The organism is Jatrophihabitans cynanchi (assembly GCF_027247405.1).
Lineage (GTDB): Bacteria > Actinomycetota > Actinomycetes > Mycobacteriales > Jatrophihabitantaceae > Jatrophihabitans_B > Jatrophihabitans_B cynanchi.
This window is the reverse complement of record NZ_CP097463.1, coordinates 3,092,724-3,116,382: the sequence shown is the minus strand read 5'-3', so window position 1 is coordinate 3,116,382 and position 23,659 is coordinate 3,092,724. Positions and strand designations below refer to the sequence as shown.

24 protein-coding genes are annotated in these 23,659 nt (G+C 72.0%); 5 read left to right on the top strand and 19 right to left on the bottom strand.

Going from position 1 to position 23,659, the window contains the following annotated elements; genetic code table 11:
- The first annotated feature begins 96 nt into the window (after positions 1-96).
- Positions 97-987, top strand: coding sequence for a 4-(cytidine 5'-diphospho)-2-C-methyl-D-erythritol kinase (locus M6B22_RS15210; protein WP_407935715.1), 891 nt, complete (start codon positions 97-99; stop codon positions 985-987).
- Between the two features lie 30 nt (positions 988-1,017).
- Positions 1,018-2,808 (top strand): ABC-F family ATP-binding cassette domain-containing protein, encoded by a 1,791-nt coding sequence (locus M6B22_RS15205; protein ID WP_269442409.1) that lies wholly within the window; start codon positions 1,018-1,020, stop codon positions 2,806-2,808.
- Positions 2,809-2,880: 72 nt separating this feature from the next.
- Here M6B22_RS15205 and M6B22_RS15200 read toward each other — a convergent pair whose 3' ends face one another.
- The 3 genes from M6B22_RS15200 to M6B22_RS15190 all read right to left on the bottom strand — a co-directional run bounded on the left by M6B22_RS15200 (position 2,881) and on the right by M6B22_RS15190 (position 5,179).
- Positions 2,881-3,699 (bottom strand): hypothetical protein, encoded by an 819-nt coding sequence (locus M6B22_RS15200; protein ID WP_269442408.1) that lies wholly within the window; start codon positions 3,697-3,699, stop codon positions 2,881-2,883.
- Positions 3,700-3,875: 176 nt separating this feature from the next.
- Positions 3,876-4,517: a TetR/AcrR family transcriptional regulator gene (locus tag M6B22_RS15195; protein ID WP_269442407.1), complete on the bottom strand. Its 642-nt coding sequence runs from the start codon at positions 4,515-4,517 to the stop codon at positions 3,876-3,878.
- Between the two features lie 5 nt (positions 4,518-4,522).
- Positions 4,523-5,179, bottom strand: a complete 657-nt coding sequence (locus M6B22_RS15190) for a phosphatase PAP2 family protein (RefSeq protein WP_269442406.1) — start codon at positions 5,177-5,179, stop codon at positions 4,523-4,525.
- A gap of 116 nt (positions 5,180-5,295) precedes the next feature.
- On the opposite strand from M6B22_RS15190, the gene M6B22_RS15185 reads away from it, so the two are divergent.
- Positions 5,296-5,934: an RNA polymerase sigma factor gene (locus tag M6B22_RS15185; RefSeq protein WP_269442405.1), complete on the top strand. Its 639-nt coding sequence runs from the start codon at positions 5,296-5,298 to the stop codon at positions 5,932-5,934.
- Positions 5,931-6,758 (top strand): hypothetical protein, encoded by an 828-nt coding sequence (locus M6B22_RS15180; protein WP_269442404.1) that lies wholly within the window; start codon positions 5,931-5,933, stop codon positions 6,756-6,758. Before M6B22_RS15185 ends, M6B22_RS15180 begins: the two co-directional genes overlap by 4 nt.
- 19 nt (positions 6,759-6,777) lie before the next feature.
- Here the strand turns inward: M6B22_RS15180 and M6B22_RS15175 are convergent, their stop codons facing one another.
- The 6 genes from M6B22_RS15175 to M6B22_RS15150 are packed head-to-tail and all read right to left on the bottom strand — an operon-like array spanning position 6,778 to position 12,835.
- The gene (locus tag M6B22_RS15175; RefSeq protein WP_269442403.1) at positions 6,778-8,127 is read right to left on the bottom strand and encodes an FAD-dependent oxidoreductase; all 1,350 of its coding nucleotides are present in this window, start codon (positions 8,125-8,127) and stop codon (positions 6,778-6,780) included.
- Positions 8,120-9,448 (bottom strand): kynureninase, encoded by a 1,329-nt coding sequence (gene kynU, locus M6B22_RS15170; protein WP_269442402.1) that lies wholly within the window; start codon positions 9,446-9,448, stop codon positions 8,120-8,122. Before kynU ends, M6B22_RS15175 begins: the two co-directional genes overlap by 8 nt.
- Positions 9,445-10,446 carry an amidohydrolase family protein gene (locus M6B22_RS15165; RefSeq protein WP_269442401.1) on the bottom strand — a complete coding sequence of 334 codons (1,002 nt, stop codon included), beginning with the start codon at positions 10,444-10,446 and terminating at the stop codon, positions 9,445-9,447. The genes kynU and M6B22_RS15165 overlap by 4 nt, the downstream gene beginning before the upstream one ends.
- 9 nt (positions 10,447-10,455) lie before the next feature.
- Positions 10,456-10,986 (bottom strand): 3-hydroxyanthranilate 3,4-dioxygenase, encoded by a 531-nt coding sequence (locus tag M6B22_RS15160; RefSeq protein ID WP_269442400.1) that lies wholly within the window; start codon positions 10,984-10,986, stop codon positions 10,456-10,458.
- Complete coding sequence (locus M6B22_RS15155; RefSeq protein ID WP_269442399.1) at positions 10,983-11,378, bottom strand: RidA family protein; 396 nt, start codon at positions 11,376-11,378, stop codon at positions 10,983-10,985. Before M6B22_RS15155 ends, M6B22_RS15160 begins: the two co-directional genes overlap by 4 nt.
- The gene (locus M6B22_RS15150; RefSeq protein WP_269442398.1) at positions 11,375-12,835 is read right to left on the bottom strand and encodes a 2-hydroxymuconic semialdehyde dehydrogenase; all 1,461 of its coding nucleotides are present in this window, start codon (positions 12,833-12,835) and stop codon (positions 11,375-11,377) included. Before M6B22_RS15150 ends, M6B22_RS15155 begins: the two co-directional genes overlap by 4 nt.
- 84 nt (positions 12,836-12,919) lie before the next feature.
- Between M6B22_RS15150 and M6B22_RS15145 the strand changes: the two genes are divergently transcribed.
- Positions 12,920-13,849 (top strand): LysR substrate-binding domain-containing protein, encoded by a 930-nt coding sequence (locus tag M6B22_RS15145; RefSeq protein ID WP_269442397.1) that lies wholly within the window; start codon positions 12,920-12,922, stop codon positions 13,847-13,849.
- 297 nt (positions 13,850-14,146) lie between these two features.
- On the opposite strand, the gene M6B22_RS15140 is transcribed toward M6B22_RS15145, so the two are convergent.
- Genes M6B22_RS15140 through M6B22_RS15095 form a run of 10 tightly spaced genes read right to left on the bottom strand, consistent with a single transcriptional unit; the run spans position 14,147 to position 23,642 of the window.
- Positions 14,147-14,461: a TIGR04076 family protein gene (locus tag M6B22_RS15140; RefSeq protein WP_269442396.1), complete on the bottom strand. Its 315-nt coding sequence runs from the start codon at positions 14,459-14,461 to the stop codon at positions 14,147-14,149.
- Positions 14,454-16,067, bottom strand: a complete 1,614-nt coding sequence (locus M6B22_RS15135) for a DUF885 domain-containing protein (RefSeq protein ID WP_269442395.1) — start codon at positions 16,065-16,067, stop codon at positions 14,454-14,456. The genes M6B22_RS15140 and M6B22_RS15135 overlap by 8 nt, the downstream gene beginning before the upstream one ends.
- Positions 16,064-17,062: an LLM class flavin-dependent oxidoreductase gene (locus M6B22_RS15130; protein WP_269442394.1), complete on the bottom strand. Its 999-nt coding sequence runs from the start codon at positions 17,060-17,062 to the stop codon at positions 16,064-16,066. Before M6B22_RS15130 ends, M6B22_RS15135 begins: the two co-directional genes overlap by 4 nt.
- The gene (locus tag M6B22_RS15125; RefSeq protein WP_269442393.1) at positions 17,059-17,595 is read right to left on the bottom strand and encodes a helix-turn-helix domain-containing protein; all 537 of its coding nucleotides are present in this window, start codon (positions 17,593-17,595) and stop codon (positions 17,059-17,061) included. Before M6B22_RS15125 ends, M6B22_RS15130 begins: the two co-directional genes overlap by 4 nt.
- 28 nt (positions 17,596-17,623) lie before the next feature.
- Positions 17,624-18,052 (bottom strand): nuclear transport factor 2 family protein, encoded by a 429-nt coding sequence (locus tag M6B22_RS15120; RefSeq protein WP_269442392.1) that lies wholly within the window; start codon positions 18,050-18,052, stop codon positions 17,624-17,626.
- A complete protein-coding gene (locus M6B22_RS15115; RefSeq protein WP_269442391.1) occupies positions 18,049-19,029 on the bottom strand; it encodes an ABC transporter ATP-binding protein in 981 nt (326 codons plus the stop codon). The genes M6B22_RS15120 and M6B22_RS15115 overlap by 4 nt, the downstream gene beginning before the upstream one ends.
- Complete coding sequence (locus M6B22_RS15110) at positions 19,026-20,018, bottom strand: ABC transporter ATP-binding protein (RefSeq protein WP_269442390.1); 993 nt, start codon at positions 20,016-20,018, stop codon at positions 19,026-19,028. The genes M6B22_RS15115 and M6B22_RS15110 overlap by 4 nt, the downstream gene beginning before the upstream one ends.
- Positions 20,015-20,938: an ABC transporter permease gene (locus M6B22_RS15105; protein ID WP_269442389.1), complete on the bottom strand. Its 924-nt coding sequence runs from the start codon at positions 20,936-20,938 to the stop codon at positions 20,015-20,017. Before M6B22_RS15105 ends, M6B22_RS15110 begins: the two co-directional genes overlap by 4 nt.
- Positions 20,935-22,050 carry an ABC transporter permease gene (locus tag M6B22_RS15100; RefSeq protein ID WP_269442388.1) on the bottom strand — a complete coding sequence of 372 codons (1,116 nt, stop codon included), beginning with the start codon at positions 22,048-22,050 and terminating at the stop codon, positions 20,935-20,937. The genes M6B22_RS15105 and M6B22_RS15100 overlap by 4 nt, the downstream gene beginning before the upstream one ends.
- Complete coding sequence (locus M6B22_RS15095) at positions 22,047-23,642, bottom strand: ABC transporter substrate-binding protein (protein WP_269442387.1); 1,596 nt, start codon at positions 23,640-23,642, stop codon at positions 22,047-22,049. The genes M6B22_RS15100 and M6B22_RS15095 overlap by 4 nt, the downstream gene beginning before the upstream one ends.
- Between the last annotated feature and the right edge of the window lie 17 nt (positions 23,643-23,659).

Here is a 23,659-nt window from a genome sequence, read left to right as displayed (position 1 = left end):
AAGCGCCGGCCCGTAAGCGCTGTCAATGCTCATCCGGGACAAATACCCGGTACCGGATCTTGAGCGGCGGCAGGCACCGGATCGCCCGCCATTAGCATCGGCGCGGTGTCCCCCACCCGCGTGCGCGTCCCCGCGAAGGTGAACCTGCATCTCGGCGTGGGCGGGCTGCGCCCGGACGGCTTCCACGAGCTGGTCACGGTGTTTCACGCGGTCGGGCTGCACGACGTGGTGACGGTGCAGGTGGCCGACGCGATGGGCGTGCGGGTCAGCGGGCCGGCGGCGGCCGGCGTGCCGACCGGGTCGGACAACCTGGTGTGGCGCGCGGCCGAGCTGCTCGCGAGCCGCTGCCGGGCCGGTTCGCCGGTCCGCGTCGAGATCGCCAAGCAGATCCCGGTGGCCGGCGGCATGGCCGGCGGGTCGGCCGACGCGGCGGCGGCGCTGCTCGGCTGCGCCCGGCTGTGGGGCGCCGACCCGGTCGTGCTGCCGGAGCTGGCGGCCGAGCTGGGAAGCGACGTGGCGTTCGGGCTGGTCGGCGGGACGGCCCTGGGCACCGGGCGCGGCGAGCTGCTCGAACCGCTGCCCACCACCGGCGAACTGCACTGGGTGCTGGTGCCCGCGGAGTTCGGCATCGCGGCCGGTGACGCCTACCGCGAGCTGGACCGGCTGCGGGCCGAGGGCGCGGTGCCGCCGCCGGCGCTCGACGTGACCGGGTTGCGCGCCGCACTCGTCTCGGGGCGGCCGGACGAGGTCGCGGCGGCGCTGCACAACGACCTCGAGCCGGCCTGCCTCTCGCTCGCGCCGGCGCTGCACGCCGTGCTGGCCGCCGGGCGGAAGGCAGGCGCGCTGGCCGGCATCGTCTCCGGCTCCGGCCCGACCTGCGCGTTCCTGTGCGCGGACGAACCCGCGGCGCGCCGGGTGGCTGCTGACCTGCCGCGCGCCACGGTTGCGCGCGGTCCGGTCCCCGGCGCGACGGTGCTGGGCCGATGAGGGTGCTGGGCCGATGAGGGTGCTGGGCTGATGGCGAACCTGATCAACCTGGAAGCCGTCGACAAGGCTTACGGCACGACGCGCGTGTTCGAGTCGGTGTCGCTCGGGATCGCGGCCGGCGAGCGGATCGGCGTCGTCGGGCGCAACGGTGGCGGCAAGACCACCCTGCTGCGCCTGATCCTGGCCGACGAGGCGCCCGACAGCGGCCGGGTGACCCGCACCGGGGGTGTGACGGTCGCGTCGGTGTCACAGCGTGGCGAGTTCCCCGCAGGCGCGGACGTGCGCTCGCTGGTGGTCGGCGCGGCGGCCGTCCATGAGTGGGCCGGTGACGCGGCGGTGCGCGAGGTGCTGACCGGGCTCGGTCTGGCCTCGGTCGGGCTCGATGCGGACGTCGCTCGGCTGTCCGGCGGGGAACGGCGGCGGGTGGCGCTGGCGGCCGCGCTGGTGCAGCAGGCCGACCTGCTGGTGCTGGACGAGCCGACGAACCACCTGGACGTCGAGGGCATCGCCTGGCTGGCGTCCTATCTCTCTGCGCGGCGCGGCGCCCTGATCACGGTCACCCACGACCGGTGGTTCCTGGACGCGGTGTGCTCGCGTACCTGGGAGGTCGCCGACGGCACCGTCCGCCAGTTCGACGGGGGGTACGCGGCGTACGTCCTGGCCAGGGCGGAGCGGGCCCGGCAGGCCGAGGCGTCCGAGGCGCGTCGGCAGAACCTGCTGCGCAAGGAGCTGGCCTGGTTGCGGCGCGGCGCCCCGGCCCGCACGTCCAAGCCGAAGTTCCGCATCGAGGCGGCGGAGGCGCTGATCGCCGACGTCCCGGCGCCACGGTCAGCGGTGGAGCTGCGGGCGCTGGCGCAACGGCGGCTCGGGCGCAGCGTGTTCGAGCTGAAGGACGTGACGGTGCGGGTCGGCGATCGCGTGCTGCTGGACCGGGTGAGCTGGCACGTGGGGCCCGGCGACCGGATCGGGATCATCGGTGTCAACGGGTCGGGCAAGACGCACCTGCTGCGGCTGCTGGCCGGGACGCTGCAACCGGCGTCGGGCACGGTGCGGATCGGGCAGACCGTGCACGCGGCCTACCTGTCCCAGGAGGTCGCCGAGCTGCCGGCCGAGCTGCGGGTGATCGAGGCCGTGCGCGAGGTGCGCACCACCGCCGAGCTGGCCGGCGTCGAGCTCTCCGCGACCCAACTGGCCGAACGCTTCGGCTTCGCCAACGACAAGCAGTGGACCCGGGTCGGCGAGCTCTCCGGCGGCGAGCGGCGCCGGCTGCAGCTGCTGCGGTTGCTGCTGGCGCAGCCGAACGTCCTGCTGCTGGACGAGCCGACGAACGATCTGGACACCGACACGCTCGCCGCGCTGGAGGATCTGCTCGACTCGTGGGCCGGCACGCTGGTGGTCGTCAGCCACGACCGCTACCTGCTGGAACGGGTCTGCGACTCGACGGTCGCGCTGCTCGACAGCGCAGGTGGCGGTGTCACGATCGCGGCACTCCCTGGCGGGGTGGAGGACTACCTGGACCGCCGGCGCGCCGCGTCCGCCGCCGGCTCGCCCGTACCGAGCAAAGCTGCTCTGCTCGGTACGGGCGAGCGGCGGGAGAAGCGCGGTGACACCCGCGCCGCCCGCAAGGAGCTGACCCGGCTGGAGCGGCAGATCGCCACGCTGGAAAGGCGTGAACGCGCCCTGCACGCGGCGCTGGCCGAGCACGCGACCGACTTCGCCCGGGTGGCCGAGCTCGACGCCGACCTGCGGACCGTGATCGCCGACCGCGAGGCGGCCGAGGAGTCGTGGCTACTGCTCGCTGCCGAGCCGAGTGGCGACTGAACCCTTCGAGTGGCGACGATCAGCTCGCCACTCGGGGGGCGCGGTCGCCACTCGGCGGTGCTGGACGGCTGGTCAGGCCGAGCTGCGTAGGCGCCGGCGCCAGCCAGCATCGCGAATGTCCAAGTAGGTACGGACGATCTGTACCGACTCGGACATCCGCTGGAAGACCTGGACGGGGCCGAACGTCAGCGTCAGCCACTCCGCGCGGGCCACATCGAGCGCGCGGGTGATGTCCCTGCGCATTCGGCCGACGTCCGCGTGCATGGCGCCGTTGTACTCCAGGCACAGCCGCGCCTGCTTGTAGTGCAGATCGGGTTCGGCCAGCCATTGCCCGTGCTCGTCGTAGATGGCGGTGTTCACGGCCGGCGCGGGGAGCCCCGCCGCCAGGAGCCCGAGGCGCAGATGGCTCTCCGGACGCGACCCGGAACGAGGATCCAGCAGGGTCACAGCGCTGCGGGCGCGCACGATCCCCCGCCGGCCGCGCGCATCGGCGATGAGAAGCTCCACTTCGCGCGCATTGGCATGCCGCCGCAACAGGCTGTCACCGGCCGCGACCAGGTCCGGCATCGGCAACCGCTCCGCGAGGTCGACCCAGGTGCGGGGCGCGCAGGTGAGCGGCAGGCCGTCCTGCACCACCACCTCAGCGCGCCGCAACTGCCGCCGCCGGCCCCGTACGTCCGGGCGCATCGAACCGGACACGGCCCGCGGGACGATGCCGACTCCACGCAGGATCACCTCGATCGGTTCCTCGGCGCGCGCCGACGGCAACCACACCCCGTGCAACCGCGCCGCGGTCAGGCCGGCGAGCACGGTGCCGTCCGGCAGGCGGGCGAGCGCCGCCCGACAACGGTGCGCCAGCTCGTCCACCGCGTCCGGTGCCACCCCGATCATGACGGCAGTGTGCGGCATTCCGCGGTGGCGCGGCGACGTTATCCACAGGCGATCGGCCACAAGTCCTGCACTGCGTCGGCGAGTGGCGACTGAACCCGTCGAGTGGCGCCGATCAGCTCGCCACTCGGGGAGCGCGGTCGCCACTCGGCAGGGCAGGCAGAACTCGCCGGGGCAGGTCAGTCCTTGCGCGGGCGGGTCACCAGCTTGGGGTCCGGCTCCAGGTGCGCCAGGCCGTTCCAGCCCAGGTTCACCAGGTGCGCGGCCACCACCTCGCGCTTGGGCTTGCGCTCCTCCAGCCACCACTGCCCGGTCAGCGCGACCATCCCCACCAGCATCTGCGCGTACATCGGCGCGAGCTTGGTCGAGATCTTCCGCTGCTCGAACTCGCGCGACAAGATGTGCTCCACCTGGCTGGCGATGTCGTTCAGCAGCGAGGAGAACGTGCCCCCGGTCGAACTCGCGACGGGCGAGTCGCGGGACAGGATGCGGAACCCGTCCGTCTGCTCCTCGATGTAGGTGAGCAGCGCGAGCGCGGCCTGCTCGACGAGCTTGCGGGGGTGGCCGACCCGCAGCGCGGACGTCAGCCGCTCGAGCAGGTCGCTCATCTCGCGGTCGACGACGACGGCGTAGAGCCCCTCCTTACCGCCGAAGTGCTCGTACACGACGGGCTTGCTCACCCCGGCCCGCGCAGCGATCTCCTCGATGGAGGTCGCCTCGAAACCCTTCTGCGCGAACAGCGTGCGCCCGACGTCGAGCAACTGCTCGCGCCGTTCGCGGCCGGTCATCCGGACTCGGGGCCTGCCATCTGACTCGGTCATCGTGGTCAATCGAACCACGCCGGCGCCTGCGGGCCCGCCGCGTCCAGTGCCAGCGCCGTGACCACGACGCAGACCAGGGCGACGCAGAACCCGCCGATCACGTCCGTCGCGTAGTGGTAGTCGGACGCGATCAGCCCGAGCATGCAGGCCAGCAGCAGCAGCGAGGCGAGCACCGCCACCGTCGCGCGCACGGCCCGGGACAACGCTCGCCGCCCCAGGACGAGCAGCACGACCGCCAGCGCGAGCGCGCCGAAGCCGCTGGTGTGCCCGCTCGGATAGGCCAACCAGCCGTCCTTGGTCCGGTGCACGAGCGGCTTGACGACCCACTCGGTCACCGCGGCCGCGGCCGCCGGCGCGAGCGCCACCAGCAGTGCACCCCGCACCCACCGCAGCCAGAGGCAGCCGGCGGCCGCCAGCACGACGAGTAGCAGCACGACCGGCCCGTTTCCCAGGTCGGCGAACCAGAGCGCGGTGCGGTAGTTCACGTGCGCGGTGAACCACCCGTCCACCGTGCGGTCGAACCGCCCGGCGGACCGGCCGTCGTGGTACCGCAGCGCCAGGACGACCAGCACGGCCACCGCGACCGCGACGACCACCCCGGCAGCAACGCGGCGCGACGGCGCGATCAAGGCAGGCGAATCGGGCCTCGGGCAGCGGGTCATGGTCCGGCGAGCCTAAAGGTCGCGGCGATGGCTGCCGATACAGATCCGGCGGCCGTGTGACGTTTTCGCGCCCCGAGGCGCTGTCACAATGGACCCGAAGGAGGACCGGATCACGCATGGGCGGCCCGACCGCGGAGGAATTCGACGCCACGCTGGCTGACCTGCTGACGGGCGACGAGGACGCGTTCCGCCGCATGTACCGGTCACTCAATCCCGCCCTGGTGCGCTACCTGAGCGCACTCGTCGGGCCCGGTGACGCCGAGGACGTCGCCTCCGAGACCTGGGCGCAGGTCTGCCGCGACCTGAGAAAGTTCCGCGGCGACGGCGACGGCTTCCGCGGCTGGGTCAGCACCATCGGCCGGCACCGCGCAATGGACCACCTGCGGACCGCCCGCCGCCGCCCGCAGACGTCGGGAACGAGCGAGGCGGTCCTGGCCGAGCGCCCATCCGCCGATCAGGCCGACACCGATGCGCTCACCGCGATCTCCACCCAGGACGCGCTCGCGCTGATCCGGACGCTGCCACAGGAACAGGCCGAGGCGGTGCTGCTGCGCGTCGTGATGGGGCTGGACGCCAAGACCGCCGGCCACGTGCTCGGCAAGCGGGCCGGGGCGGTACGCACCGCCGCCTTCCGCGGCTTGCGCACCCTGGCCGCGGACCTGGACCGCGCGATGCCGGCCGAGGCGCCCGGAACTCGGCCGCACGACGCCGACAGTGACATTTTCCGCGCCCTCATCGCTGAAGAGTTGTCATGAGCACACACCCGAATGCGCGACTCTCCCGAAGCCGGGCGCGCGCGATCCTCGACCAGCACCACGCTGGCGACGACGCGCTCAGCCGGCTGCTCGCTGCCGCTTCCGCGGCACCGGCACCGGGCGAGTCCGCTGCCGAAATGGCGGCACTGGCGCAGTTCCGGGCTCACGCTCCCCAGCTCGCGCCCCCCACGCGGAGAACCTCGATGATCAAGTCCTTGTTGACCAAGGCAGTAGCGGCCAAGATCCTCGCCGGCACCGCTGTCGCAGCAGCCACCGGCGGTGTCGCTCTCGCTGCCGCCGACGGCCACTTCTCACCTCACTCCCGGCTGGCCGCGCCGGCGATCTCGTCAGCGCAGCCGACCGACCCGGCGGAATCGGACTCCAGCACCGATGCCTCGCCGACGGTGCCGTCGGTTCCCCCGACCGACGGCACCTCGACTTCCTCGTCCGCGGACGAGACCAGCGGCAGCGCGGAGCCCTCGGGCGCGGTCCCGTCGCCGTCGCTGCACGGGCTGTGCACCGCCTACCTGGCCGGGGTGGCGAACTCGCACGGCAAGGCGTTGCAGAACCCGGCGTTCACCGTCCTGATCAACGCCGCGGGCGGCGCGGACGGCGTCAGCGGCTACTGCGCGACACTGCTCAGCTCGTCGGCCGCGCACCCGGGCAAGCCGAGCACGCACCCGACCCATCCGGCCCACCCGACGCATCCGGCCATGCCCAGCCAGGCACGGAACACGCATTCGCCGCAGCCGACGCACTCGAACCACTCCGGCGGCAACGCGCGTCAGCCCAACCCCGCGCCCACCGCGACAGCATCGTCGTGAGCGCCGTGTGGCGCTTCATTCACCGAAGCGCGCGACGCACTATCGCGAGCGTGCCAGCCAGCAGCCCGGCACCGGCGACGGCTGTCAGCCGGCCCTGCCGCCGCATCCGTGCCGGGATGCGCGCGTAGGGCATCGTCGTGAACGACACCAGCTCGTAGCGCGAGACGTAGTGGCCGGGTAGCCGCCTTTCCAGGAAGTGCTGCCCGGCCATCTTCGCTCGGTACACCGGCGAGTTCACCCGGTCCCGCATTTCGACGAAGTTGTCCAGCGCCATCTCGGCGATCGCGTCGCAGTTGGCCTTGCGCCGCCGCTCGTACTCGGCCAGCGCCCGCTGCCAGTCGCCGCCGAACTCGCCCAGGCAACGATCGATCTCGACGCAGTCCTCCAATGCACAGTTCGCGCCCTGGCCGAAGAACGGGACGATCGCGTGCGCGGCGTCGCCGACCAGCGCCAATGTCGCGGATCCACCGTGATGCACCCAGGGCCACGCCTTGACCGTGACCAGGGATCCGACCGGGTTGAGCCGGTAGTCCTCGACCAGCGTGGGCATCAGCGGGGCGGCGTCCGGGTAGTGCGTGCGGAAGTAGCCGGTGATCTGCTCGTCGGTCTGCAGCGCGGCCAGCTCGCCCTTGGGCCAGAACAGCGTGCAGGTGAACGAGCGGTCCAGGTTGGGCAGCGCGATCATCATCGACTCGCCGCGCGGCCAGATGTGCAGCGCGTCCGGGTCGAGCGCGAACTTGCTTCCCCCGCCGGCTACGCCCCCATTGGCGGCGGGAGCCCCGTTCTGCGCCGGGATCGTCAGCTCCTTGTAGCCGTGCTCGAGGTAGTCCTGGCTGAACGTGAAGCCCTCGCGGAAGGTCACCGCCCTGCGCGCGGCGCTGTACGAGCCGTCGCTGGCCAGCACGATGTCGGCCGGTGCGCTGGTGCCGTCGTCGAACGCCAGCGTGCCGGTGTTGAGGTCCACGTCGCGCAGCCGGCGGCCGAAGTGCAGCGTGACGCCGGGCGTCTTCTCGGCGGCGTCCAGCAGCGCATGGTTGAGCTCGCTGCGGCTGATCGAGTTGATCGCCCGCGTCCCGTCCGCGCTGTAGGACTGAAAGCCCTGCGTGCCGTCGGTGCCGTGGATCATCCGCCCGTGCATCGGCAGCGCCTGGCCGAGCGCCTGCTCGCGCAGCCCCACGTGCTCGAGCGCGTCCAGGCCGCGTGCGGAGATCGCCAGGTTGATCGAACGGCCCCGCTCGGCGCCGGTCACCCGCGGGTCCTCGCGCCGCTCGTAGACGCTCACCGCGATGCCACGCCGGCCGAGCAGAGTGGCGAGCAGGCAGCCGGCGAGGCCCGCCCCGACGACGGCGACGCGCTGCTGCTCAGCCATGGTCGTCCATCACCGAGGCGAGCGCGGTGGCCGCGCGCCAGCAGTCGTGGAAAGTGTTGTACATCGGCGCAGGCGCGAGCCGGATGACGTCCGGGTTGCGTGCGTCGGCGAACACGCCGTGCTCGGCGCGCAGCCACTGGCTGACCTCGCTCGCGCGCAGGCCACCGATGCGCACCGACAGCTGCGCGCCGCGGCGTTGCGGGTCGCGCGGGGTGAGCAGCTCCACCTCGCGCCCGGCACAGAGCTGATCGAGCAGCGTCTCGAGGTACCCGGTGAGCCGGATCGACCTGTCCCGCAAGGCATCCAGGCCCACCGCGTCGAACATCTCCAGGGACGCCAGGACAGCGGCCATCGACAGGATCGGAGGGTTGGACAGCTGCCACGAGTCGGCGCTGTCGACCGGCGTGACGACCGGGTCCATACGGAACCGGGTGGCCGGATCGGTCGACCACCAGCCGGCCAGTTTGGGCAGCGACCGATCGGCGAGGTGCCGTTCGTGCACGAACGCGCCGGCCAGCGAGCCGGGTCCGCTGTTGAGGTACTTGTACGAGCACCAGGCGGCCCAGTCGACGTCCCAGTCGTGCAGTCGCAGCGGGACGTTGCCCGCCGCGTGGGCGAGGTCCCAGCCGACCACCGCGCCCGCCGCGCGCCCGGCCGCGGTGACGGCCGGGATGTCGAGGAACTCCCCGCTGTAGTAGTTCACCGCGCCGAGCAGCACGAGTGCGACCCGATCGCCATGCGTGCCAAGGAATTCGGCGATGTCCTCGGTGCGCAGTGCCGCCTCCCCGTCGCGCGGACGCAGCCTGATCACCGCCTCGTCCGGGTCGTAGCCGTGGAAGGCGGCCTGGCTACGCACCGCGTAACTGTCCGACGGGAACGCGCTGTCCTCGATCACGATCGCGTGCCGCTCGGCGGTCGGCCGGTAGAAGCTGATCATCATCAGGTGCAGGTTCACCGTCAGCGAGTTCATCACGACGACCTCGCGGGGCAGCGCCCCCACCAGCCGGGCGGCCGGCTCGCGCAGCAGTTCGTGGTAGCTCACCCAGGGCCGCGTGCCTTCGGTGTGGCCCTCCACGCCGAGCCGCGCCCAGTCGTCGAGTTCGCTGTGCAGCCGCTCGCGGATCACCCGCGGCTGCAGGCCGAGCGAGTTGCCGGCGAAGTAGGCCGCCTCGGCGTAGCGGCCGGACGGGTCCGGCGGGACGTGGAACTCGGACCGATGCGAGGGCACCGGGTCGGCCGCGTCCAGCGCCTCCGCCCGGGTTGGCCCCGTTGCAGGGTCCGTCGCGGCGTGTCGCCCTGCTGAGGGGCCAAGAGTGGTCATCGGGTGCCGAGGAACCTTTCTGCGTTGCTGTGCAGGATCTTCGCTCTCGTCGAGTCGTCCAGGAAAGCACTGCCGCGCACCAGCCCGCCGGCCGGCCGCTCGCCCAGCGGGTACGGGTAGTCGCTGCCGACCATCACCCGGTCGCCGCCGACCGTGTCGACGAGCAACCGGAGCGCCCGCTCGTCGAACACCACGCTGTCGACGTAGAACCGGCCCAGGTAGTGCGACGGTTCGTACGCGGACGTGCCGACGATGTCGTTTCGGGCACGCCACGCGTTGTCCATCCGGCCCACCCAGAACGCGAACGAGCCGCCGCCGTGCGCGAAGCAGATCCGCAGGTCGTCACCGACCTTGTCGAACACCCCGCCGAGGATCATCGCGAGGATCGACAGGTGCGTCTCGGCGGGCATGCCGGTCAGCCAGCGCGCCATCCACCGGTCCAGCCGCGGTGAGGTCGGCATGTCCCACGGGTGCACGAACACCGGCGCGCCGAGCGAGGCCGCGTGCTGCAGGAACGTCGCGATGCCCTCGTCGTCCAGGTCGCGGTCACCGACGTGGTTGCCGATCTCGACACCCACATGGCCCGCCGCCAGGCAGCGTTCCAGTTCGCGGCAGGCGGCGTCGGTGTCCTGCAGCGGCACCTGGCAGAACGGCACCAGCCGTCCGGCCGCGGGCGCGCAGATCTCCAGCGCCAGATCGTTCACGATGGTCGCGATGCGCGCCGCCTGCCGAACGTCGTGCGCGTAGGAGAAGAACACCGGGGTCGGCGAGACGACCTGCGCCCGCACTCCGTCGGCGTCCATGTCGGCCAGCCGCACGTCGGCGTCCCAGCAGTCGGAACGGATCCGCCGGAACTCACGCGTCCCGAGCATGATCAGCGCGTCGGTCTCGGACTCCAGCCGCAGCGACGGGACGGCCGGCCCGGTGCCGTCGGGTCGCGCGAGATCCGGCCACCCCTTCGGCACGTAGTGGGTGTGGACGTCGATGACTCGGTCCATGCGCCGCGATCAGCCGCCGTTCGCGACTCGGCCGGGGTGCACGTGCCCGCAGTTCTTGCAGACGCGCGCGGCCTCGTCCTCGTAGAACGCGGTGAACACGGGCGGCAGGTCGACGACGATGTCGCGCACCTGCAGTTCGACCTCGTGCACCAGGGCGTCGCAGTTCGGGCAGTACCACTGGAACTTCTCCAGCGTGCCCTCCTCGCGCACCCGCTCGATGACCAGGCCGACCGAACCGGGCTCGGGCCGCTGCGGCGAGTGCGGCGTGTTGCCCGGCAGCAGCCACGTCTCGCCGGGACCGATGTGCACCGACTCGGGCCTGCCGTCGACCATCAGGTCGACGTGGATGTTCCCCTCGAGCTGGTAGAACCACTCCTCGTACGGGTCGACGTGGTAGTCGGTGCGCGAGTTGGGGCCGCCGACGATCATCACGATGAAGTCGTTGCCCACCGTCATCGTCTTGTTGCCCACCGGCGGCTTGAGCAGGTGCCGGTTGTCCTCGATCCACTTCGGGAAGTTGATCGGCTGCAGGTTGATCACGACGTGTCTCCTAGGTACGCGACGGCCTGGATCTCGATGAGCAGGTGCGGGTGCGGCAACTGGTGGACGGCGACCGTGGTGCGGGTCGGGCCGGACTCGTCGAAGTGCTCGGCCCACACCTCGTTGTAGCCGCCGAAGTCGTTCATGCTGACCAGGTAGCTGGTCACCTGGACGAGGTCGGTCAGGCCTGCGCCGTGGTCGGCCAGGATCGTCTTGATGTTGTCCAGCACGGCGCGGGTCTGGGCGCGGATGTCCAGGCTGGTGGTGCCCAACTCGTCGACGGATGCGCCCGCGATCGTGTTGTCCGGCCGGCGCGCCGACGTGCCGCTGACGTACACGAACTCGCCGACCCGCCGACTGTGCGGGAACCGTCCGCGCGGAGTTGCCTTCACAGTTGGACGCAGACGTTGGTGGGTTCGGTGTAGAAGTCCAGCGAGTGCACGCCGCCCTCGCGGCCGATGCCGGACAACCCGACGCCGCCGAACGGCGAACGCAGGTCGCGCAGGAACCACGTGTTCACCCACGACATGCCGACGTTCATCGCCTGCGCGACGCGGTGCCCGCGGGATAGGTTGCTCGTCCAGACCGAGGACGCCAGCCCGTAGTCGGTGTCGTTGGCCAGCGCGATCGCCTCGTCCTCGGTGTCGAACGGGACGAGCGCGGCGCACGGGCCGAAGATCTCCTCGCGCATCGGGCGGTCGGCGTTGCCCAGCCCGGTCCACAACGTCGGCTCGATCCACCAGCCGCCGTCGAGGCCGTCACCGAGCGACGGAACCGCGCCGCCGACCAGCGTCTTCGCGCCCACCTCCTCGGCGAGCCGGTAGTACGACAGCACCTTCTCGCGGTGCTCGGCCGAGATCAGTGGGCCGGTCGTGGTCGCCGCGTCGTCCGGACGGCCGAGCCGCAGCCCCCGAGCCCGCTCGACCAGCCCGGCCGCCACCTCGTCGAACACCGGCCGCTGCACGTACACCCGCTCGGTGCACAGGCACACCTGCCCGGTGTTCGCGAACACCGACCGGGTCAGGCCGTCCAGCGTCGCGTCCAGGTCGGCGTCGGCGAACACCAGCGCGGCGTTCTTGCCGCCCAACTCGAAGGACACCGGACGCACCCGCGGCGCCACCGCGCGCATGATGCCCGCACCCGTGGCCGACGAACCGGTGAACGTCACGCCGTCGATGCCGGGGTGCTCGGTGAGGAACTGGCCGGCCGAATCGGGCCCGAAGCCGTGCACCACGTTGTAGACCCCGGCGGGCACACCTGCCTCGTCCAGTACCTCGGCCAGCAGCGTGGCGGTCGACGGCGTCTCCTCGCTCGGCTTGACCACCACCGCATTGCCACAGGCCAGCGCCGGCGCGACCTTCCAGGTGAGCAGCAACAGCGGCAGGTTCCACGGCACGATCACCGCGACCACGCCGAGCGGCTTGCGCACCGCGTAGTTCAGCGCCTGCCGGCCGCCCGCCAGGTCGGTCATGAACGAGGGCTGCCCGGCCGCGGCCACCGTGTCGGCGAAGGAGCGGAAGTTCGCCACCGCCCGGGCCACGTCCAGCGCGCGGGCCTGCGCCAGCGGCTTGCCGGTGTCGGCCGACTCGGCGAGGACGAACTCCTCGAACCGCTCCTCGATCCGGTCGGCGACCCGGCGCAGCAGGGCGGTTCGCTGCGCGACGGTAGTGGCGCCCCACGCGCCGTCGAGGGCGGCGCGGGCCGCGGACACGGCGCGGTCGACGAGCGCGGCGTCCGCCTCGTGCACCCGGGCGATGACGGTGCCGTCGACCGGCCCGATCTTGTCCCAGGTACGGCCGGACTCGACGAACTCACCGGCCACGAAGTTGCGAAGGATGCGCGGCGTCATGCCGACCAGCCTGACGCATCAGGCCATGCCGAACAAATACCGATAGTGCCCATCGCCATGCCCATACAGGTATACCCTGGCGGGATGGACGCGCCGCGCCTGCTGGACGGCCGCCTCAAGCTGCGGCACCTGCGGCTGGTGGACGCGCTGTCCGAGCACGGCAGCGTGGTCGGGGCCGCCGCGCACCTGCGGGTCACCCAGCCGGTGCTCACCCGCGCGCTTCGCGACCTGGAGGAGATCCTCGGCGTCTCGCTGTACGACCGCGGCCCCCGCGGGATCACCCCGACGCTCTACGGCAGCGCGTTCACCGAGCACGCCCGCACCGTGCTGGCCCAACTCACCCAGGCCGGCCGGCACCTGGCCGAACTCGCCGACGCCGGGCTCGGCACGGTCACCGTGGGTACCCACCTGGCCGGCTCGAACCTGCTGCTGCCACGGGCGATTGCGGCGCTGAAGTCCGACCGTCCGCACCTGACGGTGGTGATCCACGAGGCGAGCCCTGAGGCGTTGCTCGCCGACCTGCAGGCCGGCCGCGTCGACTTCGTGGTCGGCCGGCTGACCGGCGTCCCGGCGCACGGGACGGTGCAGCGCCGGCTGTACGACGAGCCGGTGCGGCTGGTCGCCCGGCGCGGACATCCCAGCCACCGGCTGGCCGATCCGACCGTCGCCGACCTGATCGACTACCCGTGGGTGCTGCCGGGAACCGAGACCGCGCTGCGCCGCGAGCTGGAGCAGGTGTTCCTGCGCCACGACCTGCCGCTGCCGGCGAACCGGATCGAGTGCACCTCGATCCTCACGCTGCGCAACCTGCTGGTCGAGACCGACATGATCGCCGCGCTGCCCATGCTGATCGCACAGGACGACGCCCGGCTGCGGCCGCTGCCGATCTCACTGGAGCCGATGAGCCACACGGTCGGCGTCACCGGGCCGGCCGAGCGCACGCTCAGCCCGTCGGCACACGCCCTGCTCGAGCATCTGGACGCGGTGGCCGCCGGCCTCATCTCGCCGCGGTGAGGTCAGGCTGTCGTGCTGTGCGGCCGTCTTGCTGTGCGGCCGTCGTGCGGCGGCGCACCGTCGGGCGGGCGACAGCTCTCCTGGCCCGCGCGACCGGGGTGAGCGCCCCTGAGCGCCCCTGATCGCCCTGATCACCCTGATCGCCCTTGATCGGGCTCTGCGAGCGTATGTGCTAGCAGAGCCCGATATGCGTGGACAGCACAGCCGCATCGAGGTCGCGCATCCTGGACGGGGTCTTCTCCCGTCCGGCACTGCACGCGCCGGCGTCGCTCGCGACCGCGGGTTCGTGCCCTCGGCTCAGGTGAGGTCGCCCGAATCCATCGTCCGGGTGCCGATCCGCTCGATCCGCATGACCACCCGCTCGTCCGGGTCGGGGCAGCACACCAGCGAGTCACGTTCCAGCCAGTCGTTCGCGGGCAGCCGGCGCTGCTTGGCGGGCAACAACGGCAGCACGGACTGCAGCGCGAAGATGCAGAAGTGCTTGCCGTCGGGGATGCGCAGTTCGGCGCTGTTCACCAGCTCGAACCAGTCCCCCACCTGCAGCCCGCACACCGACCGGCCTTCGATCCGCTCGACGGTGACCCGCAGGTCGAACAGCTCCATGTCAGGCATCGAGCATCACCTTTCGCAGCGGGCCGAGGCCGAGCGGTCCCAGCCGCAGCGCCGACGTGTGGAACGCGCGCAGGTCGAAGCCGGGACGCCGCGCGGCCGCCTCACGGATCTGTTGCCACAGCCGCGCGCCGATCCGGAACGACAGCGCCTGCCCGGGCCAGCCGAAGTAGCGGTCGACCTCGAACCGGGCCGCCTGCTCCTCGGCGCCGGACGCCGCCCGCAGCACGGCGACGCCGAGCTCTGGCGTCCAGTGGGTCTGCTCGGTGAAGCCGTTCCCGGGCGGGATCGGCAGGTCCAGGTGCAGCCCCATGTCGATCACGATGCGGGCCGCCCGCCAGCGCTGGCCGTACAACATGCCGAGCCGCTCGCCCGGATCGCGCAGCAGGCCGAGTTCGCCGCACAGCCGCTCGGCGTAGTGCGCCCACCCCTCGACGTAGCCGTGCACGTGCGCCATCGAGCGCTGCCACGGGTGCAGTCCCGGTTCGGCGAGGGCGGTGACGATCTGCAGGTGGTGGCCCGGAACCCCCTCGTGGTGCAGCGTGGTGACCTCGCGCCAGGTGTGCGAGGTCTCGGCCGGCGCCCACACGATCCGGCCCGGGCGGGTGAACGCCGGGTCCGGTTGCGAGTAGTACATGACACCGGCCGACGCGTCGGAGATCCGGCACTGCGGCGCGCGTGAGACCGCGGGCAGGTCGAAGTGCACCCCGTCGATCGCCTCGACCGTTTCGTCCACCCGCTGCTGCAGCCAGCCCAGCAGTTCGTCCGGGGTGTGCAACCTGCGCGCCGGGTCGGCGTCCAGCGCGGCCGCCGCCTCCTCGACGGACGTCGCGCCGAGTTCGCGCGCGACGGCGTTCATCTCCGCGGTTAGCCGGGCCAGCTCGTCCCAGCCGAACGCGTACGTCTCGTCCAGATCGACACCGTCGCCGAGGAACGCGCGGGCCGTCACCGTGTACAGCTCGCGCCCGGCGGCGTCGCGTTCCGGCGCCAGCGGCAGCAGTTCCTCGCGCAGGAACCGGGCGAACTCCGCGGTCGCCCGGGTAGCCGCCGCGGCGCCGGCGGCCAGGCGCGGATCGTCCGGGCCGGACCTGGCGAGCCGGCCGTAGAAGTCGTCCGGGCCGATCCAGCGCTCGCACTGAGCGGCGGCGCCGAGCACCTGGCGGGCGGCCACGACGTGCCCGCGGCCCGCACTCTCGCGCAGCGTCGCCGCATAGGCCTGCAGCGCCGGCGGAACCTGCGCGAGGTGCGCGGCGACGCGCTCCCAGTCGCCGGCGCTTTCCCGCGGCAGCTTGTCGAAGACCTCGCGGACCGCGTGGACCGGCGTCGCCAGCGGGGCCAGCAGCGCAGTGGTGAACCCGGCCTCGTCGAGCGCGAGTTCGCTGCCCACCCGCTCGCGCAGCGCTGCGGCAAGCACGCCCGCGGTCGGGTCGTCATCCGGTTGGGCGAGCGCGCGTTCGGCACGCAGGTACGCCTCGTGCCGCGCGGCGAAGTCGGCCGGCGCGAGTGCCGGCATCAACGAGACCGGTTCGGTACCGAGCGCCTCGGCGGCGTCGGTGTCGATGGGTGCCAGGTCCGCCAGCAACCGGTCGGCGATCTCGGCCGCGTTCATCGAACCTCCCTCAGCGCGGGCAGGACGCGCTTGCCGAGCAGTTCGACGCCTTCGGCGTCGGTGAGCCCGTGCGGGGTACCGAACTCGATGCGGCTGGCGCCCGCGTCGACGAGCGCCGCGGCGTGGGTGGCGACCTGCTCGGGAGTGCCCGCGAACGCGAACCGGTCGAGCACGTCGTCCGGGATGAGCCGGCCGGCCGCCTCGGCATCGCCCGAGGCGAGCGCCGCCCGCAGCGGGACGAGCACGTCGTCGGGCACCTGCACGGTGACGTCGAGCGCGGCCACCACGTCGAGGTACATCGCGACCTCGGTGCGAGCACGCGCTCGCGCGGCCGGGCCGTCCGCGTCGACGACCGTCACCGCTCCGGCCACCAGCCCGAGCGGCGCACGACCGGCGGCACCGCTCGCCGCGTCCAGCAAGCTGCGCGCGTGCCGCACCATGTCCGGGTTCGCGCAGCCGCCGAGCTTGACCTCGTCCGCGATCCGGCCGGCCATCGCCAGCCCGCGCGGGCCCCAGGTGCCGATGAGCACCTCGATGCGTTCGCGGCAGCGCGGGTAGCCCAACCGCGTCCCCGCCGCGAGCGGGAACACCGCGCCGGCGTAAGCACTCTCGTCACCCCGCAGCAGCCGCTGCACGACCTCGACGGTCTCGCTGATCGCGCGGAGCGGGCGCTCGGTCCGCACCCCGAGCCGGTCCAGCCAGGCACCGCGGGTCAGCCCGACGTACGCCCGGCCGTCGGACGCCAGATCGAGCGCGGCGGCCTGGCCGGCGATCTCGACCGGGTGCAGCAGGAACGGGTTCAAGCACGCGGCGCCGAGCTTGATCCGCTCGGTGACGCGGGCCATCTCCAGGAGCGGGAAGAGCGAGGGCTGAAAGCCCAGGTCGTGGAACACCGACACGCCGTCGAAACCGAGCGATTCGGCCAGCACGCCGAGCCGGGCGTACTCGGCTGCCGACTTGTCGGACTGGACACCGAGCGTCACCTGGCCGGTCACGGGACCGGCGGGGTGACGGCGAGCAGGAACACGGCCGGCTCCAGGCTCTCGTTGCAGAACCGGTGCGCGAGCCGTGAGTCGAAGGTGAGCGCTTCGCGGGCCTGCACCACGTGCCGTTCGGTCTCGATCTCCACGACCACCTCGCCTTCGAGGACCACGAGGCACTCGGTCGATTCGTGACCACGCCGTTCCGAGGAGCTGACATCGCCCGGCTTCATCGTCGCGGAGAGCACCTCGAGGTCGCCGCGGCCGGGAGTCAGCCGTTCGTAACTGATCTCGCCGAGGGGCGCGGTCAGATGCATCCGCTCGCCCGGCCGGGACAGGTGCACCATCGGCGCATTGGGTTCGCTGAAGAGGGTGGACACCTCGGCCTTGAACACCGTGGCCAGCTTGCGCAGCGTGGACAGGCTCGGATCGGTGACCCCGTTCTCCAACTGGCTCAGCAGGGCCGGAGATACCTCTGCCTCGATCGCCAGCTCGCGCAGCGTCAGTCCGTGACGCAGGCGCAGTTCGCGAAGTCGTTCGCCCAACATGTGATGCCATCCCCTCCGAGCGTGCCGATCACTGACCAGTGTCGGCCATCGGGACCGGGGTCCCGATGGCGCCTGCAAGTTGTTCGGCGTGGTGGTGCACGATCTGCCATCGGTCGCCGGCGCCGTCCCAGACGTCGCTCACCCGGAACGTCAGCTCGCCGTCGGGTGCGCTCGCGCGCAGCACGTACCGGGCGACCGCGGCCGTCTCGCCCCAGCGGTCGACGAGCAGGTCCTCGACCGACAGCGTCGGGCGCGGTGCCGCCTCGTCCGGGGAGCGGCGATCGCGCAGCGCGGTCAGCTCGTCCAGGCCGATGAGCGGTCCAGGCTGATCGCTCTCCCAGATGGTGATCTGCGGGTGCAGGTGAACATCGAAGCCGGCCGGGTCGGGGTAGGCCGCGTACATCGCGCGCACCGCCGCTGCCACCGGCCCGTCGTTCTCGCGGGTGCGGGCGCTCATCGGGACTCTCCGTTCTGGGTGACGTCCGCCGGTACGGCGGCGAGTTCTTCGGCGCGGTGACACGCGACGAGCGAGCCGGCCGCCGCACGCAGCACCGGTTCGGTGCGGCAGATCTCGACGGCATACGGGCAGCGCGGCCGGAACCGGCAGCCGGACGGGATGTGTGACGGGTCCGGAACCTCGCCACGCAGCACGGACGGCAGCCGGGGCTCGGCCGAGACCTGCGGGATCGCGCCGACGAGCGCCTGGGTGTACGGGTGGCGCGGCTCGGCCATCAGCCGGCGGGTCGGGCCGGTCTCGACGATCGTGCCGAGGTACATCACCGCGGTGCGGTCGGCGATCTCGTGCACCAGCGCGAGGTCGTGCGAGATGAACAGCAGCCCCATGTCGAGCTCGCGCACGAGGGACAGCAGCAGCGAGACCACCTGCGCCTGCGCCGAGGCGTCCAGGGCGGTCACCGGCTCGTCGGCGATGATCAGCTCGGGCTCAGCGGCGAGGGCCCTGGCGATGGCCAACCGCTGCCGCTGGCCGCCGGAGAACTCGTGCGGGAAGCGCTCGCCCGCTGCGGCGGACATGCCTACGCGCTCGAGCAGTTCGGCAACCCGTGCCCGGCGGTCCGAGCCGGTGACGCCGGCGGGAACACCGTCGAGCAGTTGCGCGCCGACGGTGCGCCGCGGGTTCAGCGACCCACCCGGGTCCTGGAAGATCATCTGCAGCCGGGTCTGGGCGGCCGGCCGCTTACGCCAGGCCAGCGGCACCACGGGCTCACCGGCGAACAGCACCCGGCCGCCGCTCGGCGCGGCCAACCCGGCGACCACGCGGGCCAGCGAGGACTTCCCGCAGCCGGACTCGCCGACCAACCCGACCACTTCGCCGGCAGCGACGGCCAGGTCGACGCCGGTGACGGCGCGCACGACGCCACGCCCGCGCGGCCGGTACTCGACCCGCAGGTCCTCGACGGTGAGAAGATCGCTCACCGGTCCGCCCCGCTCAGGTCGGGCGAGATCACACAGGCCAGGGTGCGGCCGTGCGCGATCGGCTCGTGCGGCGGTACCCCGGCACGGCACGCGTCGAGCGCGAACGTGCAGCGCGGCTCGAACGGGCAGCCGGGCGGCTCCTGGCCGGGCAGCACCGGTGCGCCCGGGATCGCGCGCAGCGTGCGGGTGGCACTGAGCCCGTGCGGGCGTGCGGCGAGCAGCGCGGCCGTGTAGGGGTGCGCCGGGTCGGTGAGCACCTGCACGGTGCTGCCGCTCTCCATCACCCGGCCGGCGTAGAAGACGTACGCCCGCCGGGTGAGCGAGGACAGCACGCCGAGATCGTGCGTGATGAACAGCACGGCGAGGTCGTTGTCGCGGCGCAGTTCGTCGAGCAGCGCGAGGATGCCGGCCTGCACGGTGACGTCCAGGGCCGTCGTGGGCTCGTCCGCGATGAGCAGCTGCGGGCGGCAGGCCAGCGCGATGGCGATCGCAACCCGCTGCCGCATGCCGCCGGAGAACTGGTGCGGGTACGAGCGCAGCGCCCGCTCCGGCTGCGGGATCCGCACCTGCTCGAGCAGTTCGATCGCCCGCGCGCGAGCCGCCGCCCGGCTCAGACCCAGCCCGGAGCGCATGTGCTCGGTCAGCTGGACGCCGACGGTGAGCATCGGGTGCAGCGCCGCGCTGGCGTCCTGGAAGACCATCGCGATGCCCGAGCCACGCGTCCGCTGCCACCCGCGCCGGTCGAGGCCGGTCAGCTCGGTGCCGGCGAAGCGCATCGACCCGGTCACGGTGGCACCCGGTGGCAGCAGGTTGAGCAGGGTGAGTGCCGTCAGGCTCTTGCCCGATCCGCTCTCACCGGCGATGCCGACGATCTCGCCGGGGTTCACCTGCAGGTCGAGATCCTTGATCACCGGCAGTGGCCCGTCCGAACCGCGCAGCGTGACCGACAGCCCGCTGACCTGCAGCAGCGGCCCGTTCACGGCGCTCATCGCGCGTTCCGGGCGCGCGGGTCGAGCCAGTCGCGCACCGCGTCACCGAGCAGGTTGAACGCGAGCACCGCGGTGAGGATAGCGATGCCGGGGATGATGCTCACCCACCACTTGGACAGGTCGTTCGAGCCGGCCGCGATCATCGCGCCCCACTCCGGCGCCGGCGGGCGCGGGCCCAGTCCGAGGAACGAGAGCGAGGCGAGCATCAGCACCGCGTTGCCGAGTTCCAGGCTGGCGAGCACGACGGACGGGCCGACGCTGTTGGGTACCACGTCCCGGCGCAGCGCCTGCCACGGCCCGACGCCGAGCAGCCGCGACGCGTGCAGGAAGTCCGAGCTGCGGATCGAGAGCACCGCGCTGCGCACGACCCGCGCGTACGTCGGCCAGGACACCAGCACCAGCGCGAGTACCGCGTTGCGTGCGCTCGGCCCGAACGCGGCCGTCACCACCATCGCCAGGATGATCGGCGGGAACGCGAACACCAGGTCGGTGAGGCGCATCAGCGACTCGTCGACCCAGCGTCCGATGTAGCCGGCGATCAGGCCCAGGCCGCCGCCGATGAGCAGCGCTAGTGCGACGATGACGACCGCCAGCGGCAGGGACAGCCTTGCCCCGTAGAGGATGCGGCTGAGGATGTCGCGGCCGAGCTGGTCGGTGCCGAACCAGTGCGCGGCCGACGGCGACGCGTAGTACGGGCCGGACTGGGCGAGCGGATCGTGCGGGGCGAGCAGCGGAGCGAACACCGCGACGAGTGCCCAGGCGGCGAGGATCACGCACGCGGCGACGGTCAGGCCACGACTGTGCCGTCGACGCGCGACACGTTCGGCGCGTGGGGCACCCGGGCGCAACCCGAACCAGCGGCGGGCGGGCAGGGCCGGCGGAGCGGAATCGGCGGCGAGCGTGGACGGGACGCCGGTCATGACAGCCTGATCCGCGGGTCGATGACGCCGTACAGGATGTCGATGATCAGGTTCACCAGGGTGTACACCAGCGCGACGAACAGCCCGACACCCATGATGGCGGGCAGGTCCAGGTTGAGCGCGGAGCGGTACGCGTACTGGCCGAGGCCGGGCCAGCTGTAGATCTGCTCGATCAGCACCGTTCCGGACAGCAGCGAGGCGAACGCCAGTCCGGCGACGGTGACCACCTGCACCAGCCCGGCGCGCAGCACGTGCCTGCGCAGCACCGTGCGCCGCGACAGGCCCTTGGCGTACGCGGCCTTGATGTAGTCCTGGTCCAGGACTTCGAGCATCGCCGAGCGGACGAACCTGATCAGCACCGACACGGTCAGCGCGGTGAGCACGAGCACCGGCAGCATCAGGTGCCAGAGCGCGTCCTGGAACGCGATCGGCCGGCCCTGCAGCAGCGCGTCCACCGTGTACATGCCGGTGACGTGCTCGGGCGGGGTGTACCGCGCGCTGAGCCGGCCCCCGTTCGGTGCCCAGCCCAGCTTGTAGAAGAAGATGTACAGCACGACGATCGCCAGCCAGAACGACGGCGTCGACAGGCCGACCAGGGCCACTCCGCGGATCGCGTGGTCGGCGGGCTTGTCCTTGCGCACCGCGGCCCACAGCCCGAGGCCGACGCTGATCGCGAGTGCGAGGATCATCGCCGGGATCGCGAGTTCGAGCGTCGCGGGCACGTACTTGCCCAGATCGGACGCCACCGGGTTGCCGGTGCTCTGCGATGTGCCCAGGTCGCCGTGCAGCAGGTGGTTCAGGTAGGTGAAGTACTGCACCGGCAGCGACTTGTCCAGGCCCCATTTGGCGCGGTACGCCGCGACCACGGACGGGTCCTTCTGCGCGGTCTCGGACAGGTTCGTCGTGGTCGGATCGCCGGGCACCGCCTGCACCAGCAGGAACGTCAGGATCGTGACGCCGAGCAGCAGCCCGGCGGTGATCGCCACCTTCTTGCCGACGAACCGCAGCAGGTTCCGGGACGGGCCGGGGGGTTCGGAGCGGCCCGGAACCTGCTGGTCGGGGTCGGCGGTGGCGATTGCGGCGCCGCCGTCCGGCAGGTGCGGCTCGGTCAACGGCTGCTGATGTCCGCGATGTCGACGACCCAGCCGGCGGCGGTGTACACCGCGCCCTTGAGATCGGCGCTCGCGACGACGGTGCCGGAGTTGTAGACGAGGGTGATGTACGGCGAGTGGTTGATCATCAGCCGCTGCCAGTCCTGCAGCGCGGCGACCTGCTCCTTGGCGTCGAGCGCGGTCAGCACCTTGTTCGCGGCGGCGACCGTGGCGGGATCGGCGCGGTCCGCGGTCCACCCGGCAGCTTGGGCCGTCCCACCGCCGGGCATCAGGTCGGCGACGACGGAGGCTGCCACCGGGTAGTCCAGCAGCTGCGGGCTGAAGCTGAACGCCACCTTGCCGCCGCGCCGCTGGTCCAGGAAGGACGCGATCGGCGCCGGGTCGAGCTCGATCTTCAACCCGGCCTTGGCCGCGTCGCTCTGCACCTTCGCCGCGATGGTGCCGAGGTCCACCCCGCCGAACGTGATCGCCGGGTACAGCAGCTTCACCGACTTGGATGCGACACCGGACTGCTCGGCGAGCGACTTGGCCTTGGCCAGGTCCTGCGTCTGCGCCTCGGACTCGGGCAGCGCGCCGGCGTAGGCGGTCGGCACGATCCCGGCAGCCGGGACGCCGGAGGAGCCGAACAGCGCGGCCAGTCCCTTGTAGTCCAGCGCGGCCTGCAGGGCGTTCACCCAGTCGCGGTTGGACGTCACCTCGCTGACGGCCGGGTCGGCGTGCAACCGCAGCTGGTAGTAGGAGTCCGCGCTGCCGGACTGCTGCAGCGCGCCCGGCAGGCCGGACAGCGAGTCGCCTGCGAGGTCGAGCGCGATCTCGGACTTGGGCTGCTTGGACATCGTCAGCTTCTGGTTCTGGACGTCCATGTTCTGGAACACGACGCGCTTGAACGCCGGCTTGTTGCCCCAGTACTTGTCGTTCGCCGTCAGCACGATCCGCGAGGCGGCGTCGAAGGACTCGATCCGGTACGGCCCGCTGCCGACCGTCGCGGTGTTCAGGTAGCTGCCGAGCTTGTCGGTCTTGCTCGCGTCGGGGCCGTCCTCGCCGCCGTGCTGCTTGGCCAGCTTGGCACTGAGGATGCCGGCGTACGGTTCGGCCAGGATCGTGGGCACGTTCGGGTTCAGCACCGCGCTGGTCACGACGACGGTGTGCTCGTCCGTCGCACTCGCGCTCAGGTCCTTGACGATCGCGGCGGCACTGCCCTTGAGGTTCTTGAGCCGGTTGAGGCTGAACACCACGTCCGCGGCAGTGACCTTGGAGCCGTCGTTGAAGACGGCGTCGTCACGCAGCACGAAGGTGAAGCTCTTGCCGTCCGGTGCGGCTGTGTACGACTTGGCCAGGTCAGGGACCGGCTTGGAGATGTCCGAGCCGTCGAAGGTGACCAGGGTGTCGTAGAGCGCGTGGACGATGACGTTGCCGGTGGGCTCGTAGACCGCGCCCGGGTCCAGGCTCTTGACCACGAACGACGTGTCGACCGTCAGCGTCGAGCTGCCGCCGTTGCCGCCGGAGTCCTCACTGCTGCAGGCGGCGAGCGCTGCGACGCCGAGAGCTGCCACAGCTGCGACGGTGACGCGCCGGATCAACCGACCGGTCATGGTGCTCCTTCGGGCCA

Bases quoted from the DNA above. Each gene is read 5' to 3' on its own strand.
- M6B22_RS15095 (WP_269442387.1), bottom strand. From the start codon at position 23,642: ATGACCGGTCGGTTGATCCGGCGCGTCACCGTCGCAGCTGTGGCAGCT.
- M6B22_RS15165 (WP_269442401.1), bottom strand. From the start codon at position 10,446: ATGGACCGAGTCATCGACGTCCACACCCACTACGTGCCGAAGGGGTGG.
- M6B22_RS15185 (WP_269442405.1), top strand. From the start codon at position 5,296: ATGGGCGGCCCGACCGCGGAGGAATTCGACGCCACGCTGGCTGACCTG.
- M6B22_RS15145 (WP_269442397.1), top strand. From the start codon at position 12,920: ATGGACGCGCCGCGCCTGCTGGACGGCCGCCTCAAGCTGCGGCACCTG.
- M6B22_RS15180 (WP_269442404.1), top strand. From the start codon at position 5,931: ATGAGCACACACCCGAATGCGCGACTCTCCCGAAGCCGGGCGCGCGCG.
- M6B22_RS15190 (WP_269442406.1), bottom strand. From the start codon at position 5,179: ATGACCCGCTGCCCGAGGCCCGATTCGCCTGCCTTGATCGCGCCGTCG.
- M6B22_RS15200 (WP_269442408.1), bottom strand. From the start codon at position 3,699: ATGATCGGGGTGGCACCGGACGCGGTGGACGAGCTGGCGCACCGTTGT.
- kynU (WP_269442402.1), bottom strand. From the start codon at position 9,448: ATGACCACTCTTGGCCCCTCAGCAGGGCGACACGCCGCGACGGACCCT.
- M6B22_RS15205 (WP_269442409.1), top strand. From the start codon at position 1,018: ATGGCGAACCTGATCAACCTGGAAGCCGTCGACAAGGCTTACGGCACG.
- M6B22_RS15120 (WP_269442392.1), bottom strand. From the start codon at position 18,052: ATGAGCGCCCGCACCCGCGAGAACGACGGGCCGGTGGCAGCGGCGGTG.
- M6B22_RS15135 (WP_269442395.1), bottom strand. From the start codon at position 16,067: ATGAACGCGGCCGAGATCGCCGACCGGTTGCTGGCGGACCTGGCACCC.
- M6B22_RS15110 (WP_269442390.1), bottom strand. From the start codon at position 20,018: ATGAGCGCCGTGAACGGGCCGCTGCTGCAGGTCAGCGGGCTGTCGGTC.
- M6B22_RS15195 (WP_269442407.1), bottom strand. From the start codon at position 4,517: ATGACCGAGTCAGATGGCAGGCCCCGAGTCCGGATGACCGGCCGCGAA.
- M6B22_RS15175 (WP_269442403.1), bottom strand. From the start codon at position 8,127: ATGGCTGAGCAGCAGCGCGTCGCCGTCGTCGGGGCGGGCCTCGCCGGC.
- M6B22_RS15150 (WP_269442398.1), bottom strand. From the start codon at position 12,835: ATGACGCCGCGCATCCTTCGCAACTTCGTGGCCGGTGAGTTCGTCGAG.
- M6B22_RS15140 (WP_269442396.1), bottom strand. From the start codon at position 14,461: ATGCCTGACATGGAGCTGTTCGACCTGCGGGTCACCGTCGAGCGGATC.
- M6B22_RS15125 (WP_269442393.1), bottom strand. From the start codon at position 17,595: ATGTTGGGCGAACGACTTCGCGAACTGCGCCTGCGTCACGGACTGACG.
- M6B22_RS15105 (WP_269442389.1), bottom strand. From the start codon at position 20,938: ATGACCGGCGTCCCGTCCACGCTCGCCGCCGATTCCGCTCCGCCGGCC.